We start from the raw sequence: 20,954 nt of genomic DNA, 5'->3' as shown, positions 1-20,954 counted from the left end.
CATCCTCTCAAAGGTTGGAGTCTCCGAGAAACCCGGGGCGGTTCAGTGGCATCAATAAAGTGATCCTGGTAGGCACCTGCGGACAGGATCCTGACGTGCGTTACCTGCCCAACGGCACTGCGGTAACCAACCTGAGCCTGGCCACGAGCGAGCAATGGACCGACAAGCAGAGCGGGCAGAAGGTAGAGAAGACCGAATGGCACCGCGTGTCGCTGTTTGGCAAGGTCGCTGAAATCGCCGGTGAATACCTGCGTAAGGGCTCGCAGGTCTACATCGAGGGCAAGCTGCAAACCCGCGAATGGGAAAAGGACGGTATCAAGCGCTACACCACGGAAATCGTCGTGGACATGCAGGGCACGATGCAGTTGCTGGGTGGCCGTCCACAGGGAGACTCCCCACATGGGCAGAACGGCCACAGCAGCGGTGGCAGTGATCACAACGAACCCCCTCGGCAGCAAGCTCCCCAGCAGGCGGCACCGGAAAAATCGTCCGGCAAGGGCAAAGCCGCACCAAAACCGCCACGTGCATCAGGCAAGCAGACTCAGGCCAAAGCGCCTGCACCGCAACCCGCCGGGGATTTTGGAGCCGGAGATGACGATATCCCCTTCATGGACCCCTACCGGTTCAACTGGATGCTGGTCTGACCCCACCCATACAGCGATCTTGGCCACGTCAGGTGCCGCGCTCCCGGCTCGTCGTGACGCGCTCTATCGTCGCGGCGAACGGAAGCACGGGCGCAGCGCACACTTGACGCTACCTCGTTCAGACAAGGCTCACCTTGGGAGTGTGGGGTAGCTTCACCACCCCGCGCTCCCGAGGTCAACGCGGCCGTTGCGGGATGACAAGGGCAGCGCCCTTGGTGTTCAAGTCCAACGGCTTACTCAATTTTAAGGAACAAATCATGCTCAATACCGTACATCTCATCCTGCAAGGTAAAGGCGGGATTGGTAAATCATTGGCTGCCGTTTTGCTGGCACAGTACTTCTTGAGTAAAGGTGAAACGCTCAGGGCTTTTGATACTGATCAGGAGAATACGACTTTCTCCCACTACAAAGCTCTCAATGCGGTACATATTCCTGTGATGAACGAATCACGCACTATCAATGCAAAGATGTTCGATTCTCTTATCGAGAAAATATTAGAGCAGGAAGGTGTGTTCGTTATTGATAACGGCGCTAACACCTTCTCGCCACTGTTGGCCTACATGGTAGAGAACGATTTGGTCAATTTTTTGCAGGAAAACGGCAGGAAGGTTTATGTGCATACCGTTGTTGGCGGTGGTGATACGCTTCAAGATACCGCTAATGGCTTTAACTCAATCGCTCAAGGGTTGCCCGAAGCTTCGCTTGTTTTGTGGATGAACGAACATTTCGGAGCGTTGATTTCTGCCGATGGGAAGCCATTTATAGAGACAAAACTTTACCAAAAACAAAGTGATCGCCTACATGGAACAGTGAGCTTGCCTGCTCGAAATCATCATACCTATGGAGATGATATTCGCCGTATTTTCTCAGTTGAATCAAATCCAGTTCTGAGGTGTCTATGAGTGATGAACTTGAGCGGCGGATATCGCAAAAGGTTTTCGAGGAAGTGGGCATAACTATTGGGTCTAAAGATCCAATCTATGCTCTGGCAGTAATTTGCAAAGAAATAGTCAAGGAGGATAAGGAAGGATATATTGATCTTCAAGAACATATCATTCGAGAGATTAGAGATATTCCAATTGAAATTGGCAAGACTGTAGAGCGAATCAGTTTGGCAGTTGAGGAGGCCGAAAATACTGCGGCAACGCTTTGTAAATCTTCCCGTGATTTACTGAAAGGCAATTCAGCAGCCATTATTGAGGAAACGAAAAAATCGCTGGACCTGATAACCAGGGATCAGGTAGCGATAGCTTTGTCACAGATTAACCTCTCTTTCAGTACTTTAGAGGCCAGAGCCAAATCGCTCGGAGCTGACACACCGCGACGTATACCCAGGTGGTTGTCTACCGGTGCATTGTCTTTGTCGCTGTTGGTTTGCATTCTCCTATTTCCGCCTGTTGTATTTTTTCAGGTGATGAAGAATGCTGAGCTTGATCATCAGGTTAATTACTTTGCGAGAGAGCTTGTTATTTTAGAACGCTCCGTAGCAAACCAGCCAAAACCGGTGCAGGAAAACATCAAGCGAACTGCTGAGAAAGAGAAAAAAGATCTCTGACATCGTTGCGCATTAATCCAGCAGGTTTTCAGGAGGCGTGGGGTTGTGTGTGAAGCGCCTCACCCCTGGAGCGGTTTGGGGGGCTGTTTGAGGCTGGGTATTAGCCACAGCAGGTTGCAGTGCTGGAGCTACGAGCAGCGCTTTCACGTACCGATTGAATTGCGACTGGCTCATTGAAAGGCTTTCGGATGCAACCAACTGATCGTATATCGCTTTAAAGGTGTACCCGCTTTCGAGTTTTGCTTGAATAGCCTCCCGGTGCTCTAGAAATGCAGCTTTGCCGTTCCTAGGGGCGCTTCGCCAGTCTTTCATACCTACACCTCCACATGATTTTGCCTGCAAGCTATCACTTAGTGCGTTTCAGTGCAATTTAGTGATTTTCTGTGCGTCTTAATGCGCTGATATCGGCTTTAAACGCCTTATAGTGCGTATTTGTGCTCTTCAGTGCGTAGGAGTGCGTTTTTGTGCGTGCACACCCTCTTCGATTTGGAAAAACAGGCACGTTACCGATTGTCTACAAAAAAGAGCTTCGCCTTTTTCGTAGCCAATCGACGTGCCAAAGGGGATACCCCTTTGAAACCCCGCAGAGCGGGAAAGCGTTGTCGTTGTCGTTGTTGGTTGTCGTCATTCAGGTGCCCTCAGGAGGTGATCTTGTGGCCAAAAAAGTGACCAAATCATGCCCCGTGTCATGCCGTTTCACGGATGAACAGTTCGCCCGGTTTGCCGAGCCCATCGCGCAATCCGGCCTCAAGCCAGCCCGCTTCTTTCATGACCTGGTGATGAGCCGTTCGCCTACCTTCGAGCAGTCCGCAATCGACAAGAAGCGGATGCAGCAGGTATTCGAAAAGTCCGGACATGCTCTAAACCGAGTTGCCTACTCCGCAAACTCGGCACCTTACAACGGCACGCTTTATCAAAAGCAGTATCTCCACTGGCTTAATAAGCTGAACGCTATTCAACAACTATTGCTCACGGTATTGCCCGATACTGACCCGCCAAAACCGTCGAGGCCATTCCATAATGGCAACCGTGGCTCACCTAACGAATCCGGCAATAAAGTTCATATTATTCGGTTCCGACTCACCCAAGACGAAATGGCGCAGTTTGATCAAATGATCAAGCGGGCGGGCTGTTCTGTATCGGCCTTTTTCAGGGAGCTGATCTTAAATCAAACACCGGTGTTTAGAGAGTTTACCGGGTTTAGGAAACGAATTGTATTTATCGTCAATAAAGCCGGTAACAACATTTCTCAGTTGGCTTATATCGCTAAATCAGCCAGTGATAGGGGCCTTATTGCTGACAGTGTGAGAGACAAATGGTATGAATCGCTTGTGGTCATCGAAACGATTTTATTAGCAGGTATAGAATATGCTGATTAGAGTCAGTGGCTATAATACCGGGGCGCAGGAGTATTTAGAGAAAGGCAATAAGTCAGGTCGGGAGTTTACCCGTGATGAACTGGACCATCGCTTGATCATTGAAGGTCAACTCAGTTTGACCAGAGCCATCTACGAGAGCATTCCTGATCATGGTCAGGATCGTTACCTCACCTTTACGCTCAGCTTCAAAGAAGACACGGTTTCACCTGAACTCCTCAAAGCGGTGACGGCCGACTTTAAAGCGTTCTTTATGCATGCGTACAAGCCCGAAGAATTCAATTTTTATGCCGAAGCGCATTTGCCCAAAATGAAGACGATCACTGACAGGAAAACCGGCGAGGTCATTGATCGCAAGCCTCACATTCACATCATTATCCCACGTATCAACCTGTTGAGTGGCAATGAGGCCAATCCGGTCGATGTTTATAAGAATCATGAGAAGTACTTTGAAGCTATTCAGGAGCACATCAACCAGAAGTATGGCCTGTCTTCGCCGCGTGAGAATGTCCGTGCGGACATCACCGACGCGGCCAGTGTCCTGTCCCGTTACAAGGGCGATGACTTCTATGGCAAGAACCGACAGTTCAAGCAGGAGCTGGTCAAGCAGGTTATTGAACGTGGCGTGACTTCGCGCGCCGATTTTTATGCCTTGGTGGCTGAACACGGTGAAACACGCATCCGTAATGAAGGTAAGGACACTGAATACATTTCGGTCAAGTTGCCGGGTGACGCAAAGGGCACGAATCTGAAAGACACCATCTTTCAGGATGACTTCATTGTCAGGCGTGAACTGAAGAAACCACCGCTTGAAGCCAGTGTGATTCAGGAACGCTTGCTCGCCTGGCCGCAGCGCGCGAGGGAAATCAAGTACGTCAACAAGGCCACCCCCAAGTTTCGCAAAGCCTATTCCGAAGCCTCCCCTGAAGATCGTGTTCGGCTGCTGGCCGAGCGCGAAGCCAGGTTCTATCAAACTTATGGAGAATCCCATGACTCAGTACACACCGGGCAACGACAGAGAGATCACCAGCGAAGTCCTGCTGAAACTGCGGGGCGACGCACTGCCGCACCTGCCGATGGCCTGCAAGACCTGTCCGTCAGCGATGTGGCAGATCACCGGCAAGCCGGATCGGCCCGAAGCCGTGACGGTGCGCTGTTACTGCCCAGTGATGCACACGTTCACCTGGGACAGTCGCAACCAGGAGGAGATTCTGGATTGCGACCATCTGTACCAGGAGGAGGACGAGGAAGAGGGGGCAGGTCCACAGCTGAGCGAGGAAGAGGAGGAAGCGGGCCTGCCGCCGTTTCTCAGGAAGCAACGGGAACAGCAACGCCAGCAGGCGTTACAGGCCGACGCAGGGCCGGAGCTGGAAAATCCCGAAACGCCCGAGTACGAGCTGGACGCGTAGTCCCGCCGTATGCCAAGAACCCGCACCGCGTCGCGACCATCGCTGACATCGAGGAGCGAGGCCGACGCCTTTTTGATCCGCTCAAGAAGCCTTCTGACAACGCGCTGGTGTTCTACAGAGCACCTTCCGTCACGTCGATGCCCAAGGCAGCGACTGCGACAGCAACGCCTGGACGATCCACTGCCGGGCGTAGGCCCAGGGCTCCAGGCAAGCCCCGCCCTCCCCGTCAATGGCGGCCTGGGTCTGTCGTCCCGCCCTACGCCAAGAACCCGCATCGGGTCGCGACGGTGGCCGACATCGAGCAGCGCGCCCGGATGCTGTTCGATCCACTCAAGCGGCCCGCAGACAAGGCACTGGTGTTCAAGCGGGCTTCGATCAAGGCCCTGACCGTTAACAGGCAGGCCTCGACGGTGGCCGCATATTTCACGCGGCAGGCGCAGCACAACCAGATCGCTCCGGCGCATCGACGGGCCATCCGCCGGATCGACCAACAGTATTACGCGCTCAGGCGCGCCGTGTTCTCCGATCAACGCTTAACCCGCCAGGACAAGGCGCAGCTGGTTTCCGTGCTGACCTTCGAACGGCTCAAAGCACGTGAACAGTTCCACAAACCCCAACCCAGCATCGAGGTAAATCTCATGGGCAGTGCAGCCATACGCAATCTCCTGGACGATGAAAAAGAAGACCCAGGTTTCAGCATCAGCGGCGCGAGGGGCCCAGGCCCTGAAGGCGTGCGTGAACGGGTGAAGCGGGTCATGGATCGCTTTGCCAAACAGATTGATCCAGCCGCCGCCAGTCAGCGCGCGCGTGACCTTAGCGCCAAGGACCTTTACACACGCAAGGCCAAGTTCAGCCAGAACATGCATTACCTGGACAAGCAGACCGACAAGACCCTGTTTGTGGACACGGGCAAAACAATCTCTATGCGTCGCACGGGGATTACCGAATCCGGGGTGTCGGTGGCCCTTCAGCTGGCCCGGGAGCGGTTCGGCAGCACACTGACCATCACCGGCACCGCCGAATTCAAAAAGCTGGTGATCGAGGCCGTGGCCAAGAATGGCCTGGACGTGCATTTCACCGACAAGGCCATGAATCAAAGCCTGGCGGACCGCCGTGCAGAGCTGGACATCGAACGTGAGGGCCAGAGCATTGGTCCTGCCACCGACTTGCCTCGGCACGTTGATGACGCCACACGGGACGTGCGGGACCAGGCGGACCGCCTGAGTGTTACGGTGCCGATCGAGGCGCTGTATGGAGAGGGCAAAACGGCTGAGCAGGTTAGCCTGGCGCTGGCCACTCAGCTGGACACCGTGCCGGAACCAGAACGCATTGCGTTCGTCGAGCTGGTGGCGATCACCCTGGGCATTCCAGAACGCGGCGAGCCCAAGGGCGACCAGGCGTTTGCACAGTGGCAGGCGCAGCGTGCGCAACCGGCTGCGGATTCCACTGCAACAGCAACGTCTGAAGCGCAGGCCAACGTGCCGACGGCTTCAGACACTGCACCCGAGGCGGTGACCCCGACAGCGGCCACCAGCCCAGCGTCGTCGGCCAGCCCAGACGCCGCGAAGCCTGCGCGGCTCAACGACCCGGACCTGCAGAGCCCCAGCGAGCTGGTCAGGCTTGAAGCGCAATGGCGTCGTGATTTCCCGATGTCCGAAGCGGATGTCAGGGCCTCGGATACGGTCATGGGCTTGCGAGGTGAAGACCATGCCGTCTGGATCATTGCGACGAATGACAAGACCCCTGAAGCCGCTGCCCTGCTGACGGCTTACATGGAAAACGACAGCTACCGCGAAGCGTTCAAAGCCAGCATCGTGGCCGCTTACAAGCAAGTCGAAAACTCGCCTAAGTTGGTCGATGACCTGGACCACCTCACGGCGATGGCTGCGCAGATAGTCAATGAAGTGGAAGACCGTTTGTACCCGGAACCTCAATCCGCATCCGCGCAGGCCACCCCGCCCAGGAGCAAGGTTATCGAGGGCACGCTGATCGAGCACGGGGAAGCGCCGTATCAGCATAAGGACACCAATCAGTTGAGCTACTTCGTGACGCTCAAGCCCGAGGGCGGCAAGCCCCGCACGGTGTGGGGTGTAGGGCTGGAAGAGGCCATGACCGATGCAAATCTGAAACAAGGCGACCAGGTGCGTCTAGAAGACCTGGGCACCTGGCCTGTCGTGGTGCAGGTCATAGCTGAGGACGGCACCACTTCAGACAAAAAGGTCAACCGCCGCGCATGGTCAGCGCAGCCGGTCGCGCCTGAACGGGAAGTGGCCGAGACCACGCCCAAGGGACAGGCCGCCGCAGCAGGCACACCGGAGCTGTCATCCCCGGATGAAGAGGACGGCATGAGCATGGACTGAGCCGTCTGGGTAAACCACCTCCTTGCCTGGAGGTGGTTTTGAGGACTGCATTCGCTTGCGCAGGGTGTTCATGTCCACGCATTCATGGGATATTTAACTAAATTAGGTGAACTTTAAATTGAGGTTCGCGGTGGCTGAAAAACACAAATTGGTTCCTGGAGAAGTAGACCCTGAGCATTTGGCGGCGTTACTTCGCTTTACCGGAATTCGCGGTGAAGCAATCATCGCTGCGCTACGGGGTCACTTTATCGAGGGTCGCAAGCAGGTAGAGCTATGCTGCGCATTCAACATCAAGCCATCACTTCTATCCAGAAAGGTGGGCGACTTGAACAAGGTCAGCAACCTTGCCGAGGATGCATCAAAATTTTACCGATAGTGGTTAATTAATCTTGATTTATTAACTGATATTAGTTAACTTTCCCTCATCGAATCTAATTCTTGAGGGCAACCCAATGACATTTCTGGTCATTCTTCACACGGCACAGGGCGATGTTCGCACTCGCTACCCACGCCATAAGCAGGCACAGGCTATCGCGCATTGGCAGGACTATGCGGCCACCGGCAAGAAAGCCAGCCTGATCATCGACTGATCGACCCGCCCCGCTCTTCGGGGCTCTCAAGCGGTTCCTGATACGCATCACAATCCCTCAATCATGTGCAGCGCTGAGCCCAGCGCTAAAGCGCAGGGACCAGCTCGCATTCGTTTAAGAGGTAAGGAAATGATTAACCACAGAACGCAAAAACTGCACGCTCAGCAGGTGCTTGAACACTTGGCCCACGGTCTGGCACAGCCGATAGCGCTGCCCCGCGAGACCATTGAAGAAGCGCTGCGCGCAGCCATCATGGCCGGACGACTTGAACCGGGTGAACGGCTCACGCAGCAAGCCATTGCGGATGCCTTCCAGGTCAGCCGGATGCCGGTGCGTGAAGCCCTGCGTTCGCTGGAGACGCAGGGCTACATCGCGACGGCGTATCACAAAGGCTATCGGGTCACGAACGGCCAGGAGTTGCCCCGGCACGGTCACCTGCCTGGCTTGCTGAGGTGCGTGGCAGAACGGCATACGCAGCTGGGCGACCTCGAAGCAAAAGTCGCCTTTGAAAACGAAATCCTGCGCGTGCTGGGCCGACTGCGCCCGACCCCTTGCTAATGCTCCCGTTGGGAGAAACGCACTGTGACAAACGTGCCTGTCCGCCTCTTCAAGACCCAAAAGGCTGCATATGACAACACTGACTGATACTCGCACTAGATATCAAAAGCTATTAGACGCCCATGGATTAACCCTGGCAGATAGCGCGGCATTGATCTGCCAACACACTCAAAGACCTTGCTCTGTTCGTGCTGTGCGTTCATGGCTGAATGACCCCGCCAAGCCCAGCTCTCGATCTTGTCCTGAGTGGGCTGTAAACGCGTTATCCAGCGCTTTGTCCGGTTGAGCTACGCCTCATCCGTTCACAGCCATCGAACCAGAAGGCGTCACCGCATATGGCGTAAAGGAACCCCATGAGCACTTCACTGAGTCGCCTTTTAACCCTGCAAGCTGTTCGTAATCTCACCTCGCTCAAGCGCGACGCCAAGCGCCTCCAGAAGAAATCACAGCAGGTCTTTGGCACAGAGCACTCGCTCGCTGTGTGCCAGCAGGCTATGGCAGTTTCGCGAGGCTTCACCTCCCTTGCCAGTCTTGATGCCCTCTCAGATCGGCTGGGCATGAACCGGCGCAATCCGTTCTGGACACTCACAGGGCGGAGCGACGCTCACCAGGCCGTACTGGATACCCTTTTTCGCCTGGACCTGGATTTTGCTGATGTCGGTCCACTGGTGTTCATCGGGCAGCAGCAACACGCACTGCGGCCTGCACTGATTCTGCTCCTGGAGCGAATGAGCGCAATGGCACGGCCTGGCTTGATCCTGATAGAAAGCACCGCAGCAGCGATTCAGGACACGGCGTTATTCAAGGCTACACGAGACACTGATGGGGTTTCGCGCCCTGGACCTACGTGAACATAACCTTCCGGTGGACCTGGCTGACTGCGAACACGAAAGCCGCTGGCGTCCCTGGGTTGTCCTCTTCTCACGTGACGATCTCGTCAGCGAACAGCGCGCCGGTATCGTTCACTCGCACTTTGCGGCCCGTGCAACGGATCATGGCCGACTTCCCATCCTGTACGTTTCCGAGAATGTCGGCGCTTATGTTCCTAATGCATTCAGGCTGGAGGGTCACACCGCTATCGTCAACGGCTTGGCCGACTTCCCAGGCGGGGACGTTTTCGCTGCGAACGACAGCTACATCCACGCAGTGAAGGTTTTGAGCACCGAAGCGGACCTTCAGTTTATGGGCTCAAAAGTACCCTTTGCGCGGGATGGCCATGTACCTGCACTGAAACGCTAACTGAGGAAAGACCACCATGACAAACCACCTTTCTAAATTCATCTGCAACGACGATGGGCGCAACGATGAAGCGTATCAGCTGATCAGCCAGGGTCGGCTCGACGGTGCGTGTCGGGACGCGTGGGAGGCCAGTGCCCCCTGGCTTGACGCGGCTGATTTTCAGCGGTTCCGGCGCGGGCTTTATCCACGGCTGTTGAACAAATCGAGCGATGAAAGGCCGGTGGTGGCCAGGAAAGCGTCCTAGCTCGTTGAAAGCAGCGGATTTTGTAGGGCGAAAAGCGGAGGTCCCATGCTACTATCCGGCACAGTTTTATTTGCAGGAAAGCGACGATGTAGATTCACGAATCGCAGAAACCAAAAAGCCCCGCTTGCCGGCGGGGCTTTTTGGAAAATCTTGAACAGGCCGTTAACGAGCGGATTACCTGTTCAACACACATAACGTGAGCTGATTATGGCGTTCACTGCGGCTTTGTGCAAGCTGTCTAAAGTGAAGCCTTCAGTTCACCGCTGAACGGTGGACTTATGGAAAAGATTCTTCAGCAGGCTGTGCCCCTTCTAAAGGCAGACCTGGACCCCCAGCATCATCAAAACCTGACACGTTTTACCGTAGCCCAAGGCCTTCATGGCCAAGGCGGTGAAGCATGAGGCACCTCAAGGCTGTCAGGCTCCCCCCTTCTGACCCTCACTCCGCTTTACGTCGCCCCGGTCGGGCAATGCCTGCCCGTTACGCGGCTCCCCGTCATCTCTCTGAACAACAGCTTAAAAATCCCCTGATCCGCTCGGCCTACGAGCGCCTGAGCAACATGGACAGCTACCGGGGCCAATACCTGCGCCGCCTGGATGGCGTTCATGGCGATCGGCGTACCCGGCGGGAGAAGTTTCTGGCCATCGAGCGCGTGGCCGAGCAGCTGCTGGTGCGCCTGGACCTGGCCACCAGCGTGCTGGGCTACATCGACCCCGACAATGGCCGTTATGTGCTGAATACTCAGTGTGGCATTGCCGAGGATGCGGGTATCTCTGCACCGGCGCTGTGTCGCCTGATGAAAACCCTGGATGATGCGGGGTATGTGTACCGCCGTATCGAGCGCATTCGCCTGGACGAGAAGGACGATAACGGTCTGCACCTGGTGCGCACCCGCGTCCTGATCCGCTTCACCAAGCTTTTCTGGAAAGACCTTGGCCTGGCCTATGTTCATGAACGCGTGCAGAAGTCGGCCAAGAAGCGTCGCGATGCTCAGCTGCGCGACATAGGGCAACAGCGCTTGGCGGACATGGAGAAGCACTCTCTGGAACTCCAGCGCCGTGAAACGTCGCGTCAGCGTTGGCAGGCAAAGGAAAATCGGGAGGCGGGCGTAGCCGGAACACAAGGTGCAGCGAGCCCCAGCACATCGCCGCCAGTGAGCAACACCGTGTCCAGTGCGCTGGATAGGCTCCTAGCGTCGAGGAGCAAAAAAGCCTAACAGGCCCCCACTTTGTCCGAAAACTGCATCCGCTCACGCGGAGGCATTGTCACGCCTGCGTTTTAAGGGCGGTTGGTGACCCTATGGCCAGGCACCACCAGGACCGCTCGACGGCGCTGGTTGTGCCGCTTTTTAGCGTTACCAACGGCTCTTTTTGGCCATTTTGCAGGTGTCGTTCTGAAGGCTTTGAAATAAATGAAATTTTATCCCCCCTTCAGTTTCCCCTTTCAGGAAAAACAGGGATTTACGCGGTGGAAACCCACCTCATAAAGCAGTAATGCACGCGCAAGTCGTGCCTTCGGCACGGCGCGTATGTCTGCGCCTATACGTCAGTGAAACAGCCTGTCTAAGCGGCCCAGGGCGATGAAGCTGCCCTGCCCTGGCCTGCGGCCACCCTGCGGGCGCTAAGACCCGGATAAATCGGCCTGGAACGGCAAGCCGCCCCAGTCCTCAACCGGGCGCGTGTGCGCGCAGGCTGCTCAGATAATTATGTGCATGGTCAATCGCTCTTTGCCTTCAATGAAGGCATGCGTTTGGCGCAGTTGGTCGGTTCGACCGAACTCGTACGATTATTCAGAATGTCAATAGAAATGTGATATATTTAATACTCACAAAGGAGTTCCATCTTGAACAAGCTTGCATCACCGAAGTCTGCCCAGCCAAAAAAGGGTAATAAAGACACCGTTATCATTCATGGTAGGGACGGTAAAATCACCGCGTTCCTGTCCAATGCTAATGACGTGGTAGAGCGGTATGTCACCAAAGCCTTCACAGGGCAACGTCAGAGTAGCGTTAAGCCACGTGTTTTACGTGCGCCTCATCTATCCAACGTCGAAAGAGAGCTCAACGAGCTGAGGAAGATAGTGGATGCACTTGCGGTTCGATCTGTCGCTCAGGATCACGCTGAGGCCTCCATTGATATGGAAGGTATGACCGTGCTCGATGCAGACCTCGCGTATCAGATGCTCGAAAATCCAACCGAGCCTAACGAGGTGCTCCGCAATATTCTTGCCTTGCGCTAAGGGCTTTTGATGGATTTCATCACCGTCGACTTTGACAAGTTGATCGACCGATCTGCGTTCGATTGCAAAGTGCATCCTGCCTTGAATACCTACATTGCCCAGCACGCCGGACAAGATGAGAAGCGCAACACATCCCGTACTTTCATGTACCTGAAAGACGGTGTGTTGATCGGTTACTACACGCTTGCGAATGCGTCTGTTACGCTCGATCAGCTCAGTGAAGAGCAACAGAGGAGAATGCCCCGCTACCCTATGCCGGCAGTGATCTTGAGCCGCCTGGCTGTCGATAAGAGCGTGCAAAAGCAGGGGCTTGGCCAGCGGCTGATGGCGGATTTCTTCCGCCGCGTTTATGCAATATCCAAGCACTCAGGCGTGGCTTTTATCCTCGTAGACGCCAAGGATGAAGATGCTGCCGAGTACTACGAGAGTTTGCTTTTCGTTCGATCGAAGCACAACCCTTTACGCTTGGTACTCTCGACCGCAACAATCATTCAGGAAATGCGGGCCCAGGAACAAGCTTTCGCCAAGCCGATTTAATCGGCTGTGATAGGCTCTTGCTCAGGTAGTCGATGCTGCAATCTCATCCCTGATCCGCATCACCACAGTCGTCGAATACCTTGCGACAGCCTGAATGCCCAGGCCAGCAGTGAGCAATTCGCGTATACGATTGCGCTGCTAGTGGTCCTGCGATCTTCCCTATGGGGAGACGCCGGAACCGCCGAAATACCGGTCTGTCAATTGTAGTGTTCTTTCGGTACCTGAATGACGCCATCAGCAATACCTTGGGCCAGCAACTCCATCATCTGCGCGAAGCGAAAGAATCCCGGATATTGTAGACAAATGTAGTCCATCTGGATTTTTGATGAGCTGTCGAGCACCTGTTTGAAAGCATTCATGTAGTCATAGCAGCCCTGTAGTAGCTGACTATCGCCACTTTCTGTCGATGGAAATCGGCTGGCATAATCGTGGACTGTCTTCGCCAGTTGGTGTAGCTCTGCGGATAAATCGAGCATTGTTCTACCTAATGAAAAGGGGTCGATCCTGTTGACCAGGAGACTGAAAATGCTTCAGCCAGGTCACAGACGGGTACTGGTCCAAGCAGCATTTCAGACATTGGGCTTAGCCGCCAGGTGCTGCGCCCAAACACGTTTTACCTGGCTGACGCTGACCCCCGCCAGCCGAGCAGTCTCTGCAATGCTACACCCGCCGCCTTTAAGAGCAATGATCTGTTCATGCACTTTAGCATTCGGCTTGATGCATAGGAATTTCAAAATGCCTATGCATGAACCTGACGCTGTGAAGGAGGCGTCATGCCTTCATAGCGATGCGTAGGAAGACGCTGATGCGTTACTTATGCAGTGAAAATCCCTATCAATCCGAATTTGTGCAGGTTATTTTACCGCTGAGCCTAGGTGCGGACGCACCTTCCCCCTGTCAGGGCTTCACGTACCTCATCTGCGCGATTGCCTGAGCGTTGAGGACCAGTCCCTGCACCGTCAGCCCGCTGATTGCCGCCGTGTAGACCATCCGCGCGCCACACAGCACGCAGCGGAACGGATCGACGTTTAGAAAGGCTTTGGCCATCTGCACAAAATACAGCTTCGGTGTCGGTCCTGGCGTCGCCATCTTCAATGCTTCATAGACCTTCGGCAGGTATTTCCCACACACCCGATTGGCCAGAAAACCAAAATACCGGATCATCCGGAAATGCTTTTCCGGGATGTGCTGCACCACCCGGCGCAGCATGTCGGCCTGGCTCAGCGTTTCCTGCTGATAGGTCTGCGTGCGGTGATCCAGGTAGGTAAAGCTCAACGTGGCCCCGCAGGTGTAATGCGCCAGACGACTGCCCGAGATCGGCGGTTTTTTCAGGTAGCGGCCCAGGTAATTGACGGTCTTTCGGCCGTTTTCCGTCTTCTTCGACAAGTGGATGTGCCAGTGCTGGCCGCCAGCGGTCAGTATCAGACGGCGCCAGTCGCTTTCACAGAGGATGTGGGCCAGCTGCGGCGGCATCGTCAATTGCGAAAGCGGCTGTCCCAGCAGGTAATCGCGCACCAGCCACATCCAGCGCCGCCGCAGGGCCTCTTTGTGGAACGACAGATTTTTCCAGACGCCCTGCTCATCCAGGCCGCCCGCGGTCACCGACAGGTGGACGTGGGGATGCCAGTTGAGCCGCCGGCCATAGGTGTGCAGCGCACCGAAAATCCCGACGCGCAAACCGCGCCGCTTGGCGGTGTAGATCAGGTTATCGGCCGCCAGACGAAACAGCGCATCGAGCAGCCAGCGGTTGTAGAAGAACAGGGACCACAGCGTGTCGGGCAGCGTGAACACCAGATGCTGCCAGGGGCAGTCGGGCAGACGGTTGTTTTGCACGGCGATCCACTGGTCGGTGGCCTTTTTGCCGCAGGAGGGACAGGCCCGGCAATGGCAGGTGTTGCACAGGTATTTGACGTGCGGGCAATGCTCATTGCCACAGGTGTAGTGTTTGACGCCCAGTATCGAGGTGCCGCAGGCGAGCATTTTGCTGATCGACTCCACTTCGATGTGGCGCAGACCGCCGGCCTCCAGCAAATCTGCCCAGCAGCCGTTGGCCGTGAAGAGGTTTTTGAGCGGTCGAGGTTTGTAAGCAGGCGGTGCAGAGGCCACGTCAGCAGGATGGCTCCTCATCGTGGTGAATGACGGCGGTGATGGCAAATCCGCCTGGCCCTTCTCTCATCGAAACGCTTACGCAAGAAGCGTCGGGAAACCTGTCGTTCAGATACGCTGTCTGGCAGCAACTACAAAGATCGACATCGAAGGAAAAGTCGGTATCGGGCACGAAGGTAGTATGCCCGGCGCGTTGGAGACGGGCCTGCTTTGCCTTGGCTTTTGCCCGGTTCGCCCGTTTACGTTTTTTGGTTTCTGACGCCATGTGTAAGCCTGTACTGAGGAGGTATCGACTCAATTTCGGCTATGATAACCGATTTCGAAATCCCACAATTTGCAGCCGCAGGCTGCCCAGTTCTCTATATAGACCAGCGCTCTTGGCTAAGTCGATGCCCTGCCGCTGTCGCTCTCGCCGGTCCTCGAAGTCGTCACGCGCTATTTGCAGTGCCACACGCAACAGCATGTCTTGTACGCCTTGCAACACCACCTTGGCGACGCCACTGGATGCCTCGGCCAATTCCGATAGATCGACGATGCCGGGAACCGCCAAGCGTGCGCCCTTAGCCTTGATCGCGTCCACAAGCTTTTCTGCTTCGACCAAGGGAAGGGGTCGCCTCAGAAAACGGATTTTAAAGTACGCTAAGCGATTTCACTCGTCGTAATGGTCAGAATTTCCCCGCGCTGTTGCCGCTAAAGCTGGATTTCTCCATCAGTGAAAGCTCTGCGCGCAGATTAATGTTGCTTCAGCGGCTATGGCATAGATTAGGGAACTTGCTTGGGGGGAACTGACCCGGCCAAATGACGACATAGCTAGCATGATTGCAGGACTGAACAAGGGCGAAGCGCGCAATGCGCTGGCCAGGGCTGTCTTCTTTAACCGGCTGGGCGAAATCCGAGACCGTAGCTTCGAACAGCAACGCTACCGTGCCAGCGGCCTCAACTTGGTGACTGCTGCAATAGTGCTGTGGAACACGGTTTACCTGGAGCGGTCCGCAAACGCATTACGCGGACATGGCACCGCTGTCGATGAATCGCTGCTGCAGTACCTGTCGCCGCTGGGCTGGGAGCACATCAACCTAACTGGTGATTACCTGTGACGCAGCACCGTCAAGGTGGGTGGAGGAAGATTCCGGCCATTACGACGACTGAAATCGCTTAGCGTACTTTAAAATCCGTTTTCTGAGGCGACCCCTATGAAGCTCGCCGCGCATCTAAAAGTTGATGCATAGGCATTTTGAAATTCCTATACATAGACGGCTGATTCGGTCGATCTTCATCAGCGATAATGACTTCACTTGGTTGCAGGTCCTCGATCATGCGCAACGGCTCGGGGCGGTCGGATTGAGCGCCCGAGGCTTTTTCGCGATAGACCGCAGCCACGTATGTAGTAGCCCGTTGCTCGCGTGGCGCTGTGAGTCCTAATCTGAGCCTTGTATGGACCTTATGAGCGACCATCCAGGCTCTCGACGCGAGCAGGCTTGTTCACTGCCGTCATGATCTCGCGCATTGCGTTTGTGTACTTTGCTAGATCGTTGGTCAGTTTTGCCTGCCTATCGAGGTTGGGTGGATTTTTCTGCTGCTCCTTTTCAAGCATGTCTGCTCACGCCTGCACGGAATTTTGCAGCGTCTTTGCGATTGCTTGGTTTGGATTTGAACGCCGCAGCTTTCATTGCCAAGGCCGGGACGTTCTCCTCCTCCCAATCGTCGATCTCGTTGCACTCTGGCGGCGAAGGCACAAGTCTGAAGGCGTCTTGCGCGGGCGCCTGCACTTCTCGCTGATCAGTCAGTGGGGCGCCCTGAAACTGCAGCGCATGGCTGTGCTTGTAAAGATCATGGAATTGCTTCTTGAGCCTGAAGGTGTCGGGCGTGTGGAACTGGATCTCCCAGAGCGCGCCTTCGGGACTGCGCATCGTGACATTGACCGCTTTGAAGGCCGGCTTGTGCTTGGCAAACAGGTTGTTCAGCTTGACGCGCACATGGCCCTGATCGTCCAGCGAGGCCAGCACACCGCGCAAGCCTGCGGTGAAATCCGGCGGTTCCAGTACCACGCTGTACCGCAGCGCGTCGTTCACGCCGGCCACGGCATCTTCCAGGGTCTTGTTTTTCAAAGCCATCTGCTGCTTTAGCTTTTCCTTCAACGAGCCGACCGACTTCAGTTGATGGTCCATGCCCGCCAGTTGCCCAGCATGGGACTCGGCGACGCGCCTCAGCATGCGAGTTACCTTAGGTTCCATCTCGCGAGCACGCGTCAGTAAGCTCTGCGCCTCAAGCGCAATGTCCTCTGGCTGCACGGCGCGCAGGCGCTCGGCGGGCGGTGGCGGTGGGTCGATCAGGCCTGCTTGCTGCAGCGAGTGTAGCGCGTCTTGCATGACGCCCGCAGCCATCGTCGGCATGTTCTGCAGGTCCACCTGGGTCTGCTCGGCGTCGAAGCGACCATCATGCATGGCCCGAGCAGTCACCTTGCCATACGGTACGCTGCGAACCCGATCAGCGAACCCTCGCTCGGATCGTTCGCACGACTCCACGATCTTGGCGAACAGCGCCGTGCCGGTGTCAGACTTCAGCGCATCGGTGCCCACCTTGATCGCGATGGTGAAGAGGTTGCGCATGCTCAGTTCCGGCTCGCCGGGGATGAGCCCCGGTTGCCCGGCCGGGAACTGCGCGTGCGAGAGCCTGCACACCGGGTAGTTGTCGATGATGGCGTGAATCCGTGCCTCAGTATCAGGCGCAGCAAGGTACGCCTGGGCGAGGCGTGGGAAGGCCTCGCCCAGCGCATCCGGCACTTCGGCACGCGATGATGCCCCCGGCTCCAGTCGAAGCAGTTGTGCATGCAGGAGCTCGGCGGCTTCACGTGCCTCGGGCAGGTGGGCGCGCCCGATGGCGTTGTATGCCTGGTTGCGCAGTTCCGTCAACACCTGAGGATCTCTGGCTTTGCCGTCGAGTGCTACACGTAGACCGTTACGCAGGTCGCGCTCAATGCCGTCATAAGTGCCGAACATCATATTGCGCGCCATTGCCTCACGCAGGTGGTCAGGCTGCGCCATGAAGCGCGCTGCCAAGGTGCTGGCCGCCCCCATGATCTGGCCTCCACGTTGCAGAGACATGATCTCGGACAGCCGCCCCGCCTGGTAATGGCCGTTGTCAGGATCAATGGCCGGCGTGGCCGTTTTCGGCGGCTTGAAGGAACGTGGCTGGCCGCGGCGTACCTCGCGATCAGCCATCTCGCGCGAAATCAGCGCGGCCAGCTTGGGGTAGCCCGCGTACACGAACGCGTCGTCGCCGTCGGTGTCCATGTTGCGCTTGCGCAGTTCCGGGATAGGCAGTGCGCCCATGCGTCCGGGCTCCACGATGTCCTTGAGCCGCAGGCTGCCGGTGCTGAGCATGTCCTGCGGCACGGCACTGCGGTCGCGACCGGTCGTCCAGCGCGATAAGGTCTTGAGGTCCTCCTTCGAGCAGGCCAGATCCATGTCCGCAAAATTGGCTGGCCAGTTCTTTGATGGCACCACGATGAGCATGCCCTTGCTGTGCAGCATCTCGGCATCGCTGCCCGATCTGTCGTCGAAGCCTGTGTAGCTGTACTGGATACCAAAGGACTGCGAGAGGAATTCGGCGGTGGCGTCGCTCTGCGCCACTGTCGCGACGCGTTCTTCCGGCACGGGCAGCAGGTTCTCCTTGTCGTAGGGCGGCTTGCCGATCAGCAAGGCGCCGCCTGCGGCGTCGAAGGCCTGGCTGCGCTCGCTCGGTAGGTGCACCTTGTCGTCGGCAGCAGGCACCGCCCTGACTCTTTGGCCCTGGTAGCCGCCGCTGGTGGCCAGTTCGTACAACGTGAGTTGACTCAACTCCGACGGCAGCGCCTGCAACCGGCTCTGCATCGCCTCGCGCGCCTCCTGCAGTGCCGCCTCGTCACGTGGGAAGTGCTGCAGCGCCTGCGGTGCCAGCCGCGTGGGTCCCTTATCCTTGGCAATCAGGTCACGCTGCTTCTGGCTGGCCTCACCGGCCTGCACTGCTTGCCAGGCAGAGAAGTACTCACGGAAGGCCGGTATGCGTAGTGCCACCTCCAGCTTCAGGAAGCCGCAACCATCGTTGGGGCACAGCGCCAATGCATGCCCGTCCGGTGCTGTTGGCTTGAACGGGTGCGCAGGGCCGCTGACGTCTTCAAAAAATCCCAGACGCAGTGTGCCCTCAATGACGTGATCGGTCGGCACCATCTCTAGTAGCGAGCGCTGCATCCGCGACCAGTCTTCGCGCTGCGGGGCAAGCTTGGCGATGAGCTGCATCAGGCTACTGCCCGGCGCGGTGTCTGTATAGCGCATTGCCGGCAGCAGCGACGGTGCTCCGGATGTGCCGGACAGCAACTGGGCGGGGCGACTCGTGTTGCCTCGCGTGGCGCGGCTGCCGCCGAACATGTCAAAGCGCCAGGGTTCGTCCTGGTAGGTGAGCGTACGCGCGAGCATGAACGTCGAAATCGCCCCAGGCAGTTGGACCTCCACCAGCGGCAAGCCCGTCAGCCGTGTAAACAGCGAGTACGGCTTGTTCGTTTCGGTCGCATTGGTCGACACTTCCTTGCCACGCAGATCGACCACGATGTGGGTCGTGCTGCCGTTGCCGGGTGCCGGCGTGACGGGTTCGCCGGGTTCCGACCGCATGCTCAGGCGCCCGGTGTCAAGGTCGAACTGGCTCGGTGGATGGGCCTGCGTAATCTTCTTCGCTTCCTTCGCGAGGCGCAGGTCCAAGGCGTCAAATACGATGTCACCGGCCTCGATCTGCGCGATCAAGTTCCAGCTCATCTCGCCGAGGTCCTCCTCGATGGCCTCGCGTGTCCGCTCCAGCGTCCTGTCAACCCATTTCCCCAACTCTTCGCGACGTTGGCGAATTTCCTGGCGCGAGCCTTCGATGTGGCGCGGCTTGCATTGCCGGCTCACCATGCTGTAAGCCTTGAGCACCTGGAAGAAGGTCAGCGCCGGGCATCGAGTGGCGTACTGTTCGAGGTCGGTCGAAGACGGCGGGACACCGCCGGTAAGGTACAAGTCGATCTTGCGCTCGATGATGGGCTGCAACGTATTGAACACGCGCAATGCGTGCCCCCGATGGCGAGAGGTCAACTCTGGGCTGCGGATCAACGGCAAAAATCCCATGCACAGGCTGCCGAGACCCTCAAGGTTGGTTTCCCGTAATCCGTCGTCCTGCGCGAGCACCGCAACCCGCTCCAGGGCCGACCGCGCCAGCGGACGCATCTGGCGATGGAGTTGCGCCGATGAAAGGGCCTTGAAGAGCATACCAATGTCTTGCGCGGAGGCAGACTCAAAACGCTCACGGTGCAGCTCCAGGTGCCCGGCCATTGCCAGCAGTTTGGCGCGTCCCAAAATCTGGAACTGTTCCTCATCCAGGTGCAGCAGACGGGACATCGCGTTGGCCACCATGGCGAGCTCACCCATCTCGAACTGCTGCCACGGCAACTCTGCCGAGCCGGCGCGTTCGGCGAGCAGCAACACTGCCGGATGACACGCCGGCCTTCCGAGGCATTTGCTCAGTGCATTGAGCAACACAGCCACGTGGTGCCCATCCATGGCTTGTCGCAGATCGTTGTCCTCCGCCAGCCAGCCTGCCAAGACATCGGTGGCCTTCTCGCAGTTCGCACGTTCGGGCCATTTGCTCAAGGCGTTGAGTGCTTGAGTCACGCCGATAGGGCTGAGGGCGTTGCACAAACCGCGCTCGTCGGCCAGCCGCCAGGCCAGCGCGTTGGCAGCGTCCGCGCAGTCCGGCGTGTCGGGCCATTTGCACAGGGCGTTGAGCGCGTTAGCCAGTTCTTGCGGGTTGAGGGCGTTGCGCAAGTTGCGATCATTGGCCAGTTGCGAGGCCAGCGCCTTGACGGCGGCAGTGCAGTCCGGCGTGTCGGGCCATTTGCTCAGGGCGTTGAGCGTGTTGGCCATGTGTTGCGGGGTGAGGGCGTTGCGTAACTCGCGATTGTTGGCCAGTTGCGAGGCCAGTACCTTGACGGCGGCAGTGCAGTGGGGCGTGTCGGGCCATTTGCTCAGGGCGTTGAGCGCGTTGGCCACACCTTGCGGGTCGAGGGCGTTGCACAACCTAGGGGCGTCGAT

Annotated in this window: 22 protein-coding genes and 5 pseudogenes; 16 read left to right on the top strand and 11 right to left on the bottom strand. The window is 57.0% G+C overall.

Annotated elements, in window-relative coordinates:
- The first annotated feature begins 14 nt into the window (after positions 1-14).
- From AC4ANE_RS28305 to AC4ANE_RS28295, 3 genes are all read left to right on the top strand, one after another.
- Positions 15-644 carry a single-stranded DNA-binding protein gene (locus AC4ANE_RS28305; protein WP_460409122.1) on the top strand — a complete coding sequence of 210 codons (630 nt, stop codon included), beginning with the start codon at positions 15-17 and terminating at the stop codon, positions 642-644.
- A 257-nt stretch (positions 645-901) separates the two neighbouring features.
- Entirely contained in the window at positions 902-1,546 is a 645-nt protein-coding gene (locus tag AC4ANE_RS28300) for a P-loop NTPase family protein (RefSeq protein ID WP_460409121.1), read from the top strand.
- Positions 1,543-2,199 (top strand): hypothetical protein, encoded by a 657-nt coding sequence (locus AC4ANE_RS28295; protein WP_460409120.1) that lies wholly within the window; start codon positions 1,543-1,545, stop codon positions 2,197-2,199. The genes AC4ANE_RS28300 and AC4ANE_RS28295 overlap by 4 nt, the downstream gene beginning before the upstream one ends.
- A gap of 12 nt (positions 2,200-2,211) precedes the next feature.
- Here the strand turns inward: AC4ANE_RS28295 and AC4ANE_RS28290 are convergent, their stop codons facing one another.
- Positions 2,212-2,511, bottom strand: coding sequence for a TraK family protein (locus AC4ANE_RS28290; protein ID WP_032074567.1), 300 nt, complete (start codon positions 2,509-2,511; stop codon positions 2,212-2,214).
- A gap of 341 nt (positions 2,512-2,852) precedes the next feature.
- Here AC4ANE_RS28290 and AC4ANE_RS28285 point away from each other — a divergent pair, with 341 nt between their 5' ends.
- A complete protein-coding gene (locus tag AC4ANE_RS28285) occupies positions 2,853-3,578 on the top strand; it encodes a ribbon-helix-helix domain-containing protein (RefSeq protein ID WP_460409129.1) in 726 nt (241 codons plus the stop codon).
- A gap of 202 nt (positions 3,579-3,780) precedes the next feature.
- Here AC4ANE_RS28285 and AC4ANE_RS28280 read toward each other — a convergent pair whose 3' ends face one another.
- Complete coding sequence (locus tag AC4ANE_RS28280) at positions 3,781-4,566, bottom strand: hypothetical protein (protein WP_460409118.1); 786 nt, start codon at positions 4,564-4,566, stop codon at positions 3,781-3,783.
- Between AC4ANE_RS28280 and AC4ANE_RS28275 the strand changes: the two genes are divergently transcribed.
- From AC4ANE_RS28275 to AC4ANE_RS28225, 11 genes are all read left to right on the top strand, one after another.
- Complete coding sequence (locus AC4ANE_RS28275) at positions 4,565-4,984, top strand: hypothetical protein (protein ID WP_095205514.1); 420 nt, start codon at positions 4,565-4,567, stop codon at positions 4,982-4,984. The genes AC4ANE_RS28280 and AC4ANE_RS28275 overlap by 2 nt on opposite strands.
- Positions 4,985-5,271: 287 nt before the next feature.
- Positions 5,272-7,344: an LPD7 domain-containing protein gene (locus AC4ANE_RS28270; protein ID WP_460409117.1), complete on the top strand. Its 2,073-nt coding sequence runs from the start codon at positions 5,272-5,274 to the stop codon at positions 7,342-7,344.
- A gap of 130 nt (positions 7,345-7,474) precedes the next feature.
- The gene (locus AC4ANE_RS28265) at positions 7,475-7,720 is read left to right on the top strand and encodes a PapB/FocB family fimbrial expression transcriptional regulator (RefSeq protein ID WP_015060694.1); all 246 of its coding nucleotides are present in this window, start codon (positions 7,475-7,477) and stop codon (positions 7,718-7,720) included.
- 76 nt (positions 7,721-7,796) lie between these two features.
- Complete coding sequence (locus tag AC4ANE_RS28260; RefSeq protein WP_002556112.1) at positions 7,797-7,934, top strand: hypothetical protein; 138 nt, start codon at positions 7,797-7,799, stop codon at positions 7,932-7,934.
- 129 nt (positions 7,935-8,063) lie between these two features.
- On the top strand, positions 8,064-8,492 hold the full coding sequence (locus AC4ANE_RS28255) for a GntR family transcriptional regulator (protein ID WP_057424388.1): 429 nt from the start codon (positions 8,064-8,066) through the stop codon (positions 8,490-8,492).
- Between the two features lie 353 nt (positions 8,493-8,845).
- Positions 8,846-9,343 (top strand): hypothetical protein, encoded by a 498-nt coding sequence (locus AC4ANE_RS28250; protein ID WP_460409115.1) that lies wholly within the window; start codon positions 8,846-8,848, stop codon positions 9,341-9,343.
- A complete protein-coding gene (locus AC4ANE_RS28245) occupies positions 9,315-9,731 on the top strand; it encodes a hypothetical protein (RefSeq protein WP_460409114.1) in 417 nt (138 codons plus the stop codon). Before AC4ANE_RS28250 ends, AC4ANE_RS28245 begins: the two co-directional genes overlap by 29 nt.
- 16 nt (positions 9,732-9,747) lie before the next feature.
- Entirely contained in the window at positions 9,748-9,975 is a 228-nt protein-coding gene (locus AC4ANE_RS28240) for a hypothetical protein (protein ID WP_024647939.1), read from the top strand.
- 469 nt (positions 9,976-10,444) lie between these two features.
- Positions 10,445-11,191, top strand: coding sequence for a hypothetical protein (locus AC4ANE_RS28235; RefSeq protein ID WP_122260149.1), 747 nt, complete (start codon positions 10,445-10,447; stop codon positions 11,189-11,191).
- 626 nt (positions 11,192-11,817) lie between these two features.
- Positions 11,818-12,213 (top strand): hypothetical protein, encoded by a 396-nt coding sequence (locus AC4ANE_RS28230; protein ID WP_054082514.1) that lies wholly within the window; start codon positions 11,818-11,820, stop codon positions 12,211-12,213.
- 9 nt (positions 12,214-12,222) lie between these two features.
- On the top strand, positions 12,223-12,750 hold the full coding sequence (locus AC4ANE_RS28225; RefSeq protein ID WP_002555999.1) for a GNAT family N-acetyltransferase: 528 nt from the start codon (positions 12,223-12,225) through the stop codon (positions 12,748-12,750).
- Between the two features lie 21 nt (positions 12,751-12,771).
- Here the strand turns inward: AC4ANE_RS28225 and AC4ANE_RS28220 are convergent.
- The 6 genes and pseudogenes from AC4ANE_RS28220 to AC4ANE_RS28195 all read right to left on the bottom strand — a co-directional run.
- Positions 12,772-12,879, bottom strand: a pseudogene (locus AC4ANE_RS28220) (recombinase family protein); the annotation flags it as partial.
- Positions 12,880-12,947: 68 nt separating this feature from the next.
- Complete coding sequence (locus AC4ANE_RS28215) at positions 12,948-13,226, bottom strand: hypothetical protein (protein WP_015060875.1); 279 nt, start codon at positions 13,224-13,226, stop codon at positions 12,948-12,950.
- Positions 13,227-13,319: 93 nt separating this feature from the next.
- Positions 13,320-13,466, bottom strand: a pseudogene (locus tag AC4ANE_RS28210) (helix-turn-helix domain-containing protein); the annotation flags it as partial.
- Positions 13,467-13,647: 181 nt separating this feature from the next.
- A complete protein-coding gene (locus tag AC4ANE_RS28205; protein ID WP_460409113.1) occupies positions 13,648-14,877 on the bottom strand; it encodes an IS91 family transposase in 1,230 nt (409 codons plus the stop codon).
- Positions 14,858-15,121, bottom strand: coding sequence for a hypothetical protein (locus AC4ANE_RS28200; protein ID WP_460409111.1), 264 nt, complete (start codon positions 15,119-15,121; stop codon positions 14,858-14,860). Before AC4ANE_RS28200 ends, AC4ANE_RS28205 begins: the two co-directional genes overlap by 20 nt.
- A gap of 51 nt (positions 15,122-15,172) precedes the next feature.
- Positions 15,173-15,463 (bottom strand): annotated as a pseudogene (locus AC4ANE_RS28195) (recombinase family protein); the annotation flags it as partial.
- 214 nt (positions 15,464-15,677) lie between these two features.
- Between AC4ANE_RS28195 and AC4ANE_RS28190 the strand changes: the two are divergent.
- A pseudogene (locus tag AC4ANE_RS28190) lies at positions 15,678-15,950 on the top strand (Tn3 family transposase); the annotation flags it as partial.
- A gap of 156 nt (positions 15,951-16,106) precedes the next feature.
- Here the strand turns inward: AC4ANE_RS28190 and AC4ANE_RS28185 are convergent.
- The 3 genes and pseudogenes from AC4ANE_RS28185 to xopAD form a co-directional block, all read right to left on the bottom strand.
- A pseudogene (locus AC4ANE_RS28185) lies at positions 16,107-16,239 on the bottom strand (recombinase family protein); the annotation flags it as partial.
- A gap of 58 nt (positions 16,240-16,297) precedes the next feature.
- Positions 16,298-16,450 (bottom strand): hypothetical protein, encoded by a 153-nt coding sequence (locus AC4ANE_RS28180; protein WP_460409109.1) that lies wholly within the window; start codon positions 16,448-16,450, stop codon positions 16,298-16,300.
- Positions 16,443-20,954 (bottom strand): XopAD/skwp family type III secretion system effector (xopAD, locus tag AC4ANE_RS28175; protein WP_489988096.1); only part of this gene is annotated, 4,512 nt, incomplete at its 5' end. The genes AC4ANE_RS28180 and xopAD, both read right to left, overlap by 8 nt.

This window comes from Pseudomonas sp. Pme6b (assembly GCF_058129925.1).
The sequence above is the reverse complement of the archived record's forward strand: the minus strand, read 5'-3'. Positions and strand labels throughout refer to the sequence as shown.

Excerpts from the sequence above, each read along its gene's own strand:
- AC4ANE_RS28240 (WP_024647939.1), top strand. The coding sequence starts at position 9,748 with ATGACAAACCACCTTTCTAAATTCATCTGCAACGACGATGGGCGCAAC.
- AC4ANE_RS28250 (WP_460409115.1), top strand. The coding sequence starts at position 8,846 with ATGAGCACTTCACTGAGTCGCCTTTTAACCCTGCAAGCTGTTCGTAAT.
- AC4ANE_RS28245 (WP_460409114.1), top strand. The coding sequence starts at position 9,315 with ATGGGGTTTCGCGCCCTGGACCTACGTGAACATAACCTTCCGGTGGAC.
- AC4ANE_RS28290 (WP_032074567.1), bottom strand. The coding sequence starts at position 2,511 with ATGAAAGACTGGCGAAGCGCCCCTAGGAACGGCAAAGCTGCATTTCTA.
- AC4ANE_RS28255 (WP_057424388.1), top strand. The coding sequence starts at position 8,064 with ATGATTAACCACAGAACGCAAAAACTGCACGCTCAGCAGGTGCTTGAA.
- AC4ANE_RS28200 (WP_460409111.1), bottom strand. The coding sequence starts at position 15,121 with ATGGCGTCAGAAACCAAAAAACGTAAACGGGCGAACCGGGCAAAAGCC.
- AC4ANE_RS28275 (WP_095205514.1), top strand. The coding sequence starts at position 4,565 with ATGACTCAGTACACACCGGGCAACGACAGAGAGATCACCAGCGAAGTC.
- AC4ANE_RS28300 (WP_460409121.1), top strand. The coding sequence starts at position 902 with ATGCTCAATACCGTACATCTCATCCTGCAAGGTAAAGGCGGGATTGGT.
- AC4ANE_RS28180 (WP_460409109.1), bottom strand. The coding sequence starts at position 16,450 with ATGCTTGAAAAGGAGCAGCAGAAAAATCCACCCAACCTCGATAGGCAG.
- AC4ANE_RS28215 (WP_015060875.1), bottom strand. The coding sequence starts at position 13,226 with ATGCTCGATTTATCCGCAGAGCTACACCAACTGGCGAAGACAGTCCAC.
- AC4ANE_RS28295 (WP_460409120.1), top strand. The coding sequence starts at position 1,543 with ATGAGTGATGAACTTGAGCGGCGGATATCGCAAAAGGTTTTCGAGGAA.
- AC4ANE_RS28280 (WP_460409118.1), bottom strand. The coding sequence starts at position 4,566 with ATGGGATTCTCCATAAGTTTGATAGAACCTGGCTTCGCGCTCGGCCAG.
- AC4ANE_RS28225 (WP_002555999.1), top strand. The coding sequence starts at position 12,223 with ATGGATTTCATCACCGTCGACTTTGACAAGTTGATCGACCGATCTGCG.
- AC4ANE_RS28235 (WP_122260149.1), top strand. The coding sequence starts at position 10,445 with ATGCCTGCCCGTTACGCGGCTCCCCGTCATCTCTCTGAACAACAGCTT.
- AC4ANE_RS28260 (WP_002556112.1), top strand. The coding sequence starts at position 7,797 with ATGACATTTCTGGTCATTCTTCACACGGCACAGGGCGATGTTCGCACT.
- AC4ANE_RS28205 (WP_460409113.1), bottom strand. The coding sequence starts at position 14,877 with ATGAGGAGCCATCCTGCTGACGTGGCCTCTGCACCGCCTGCTTACAAA.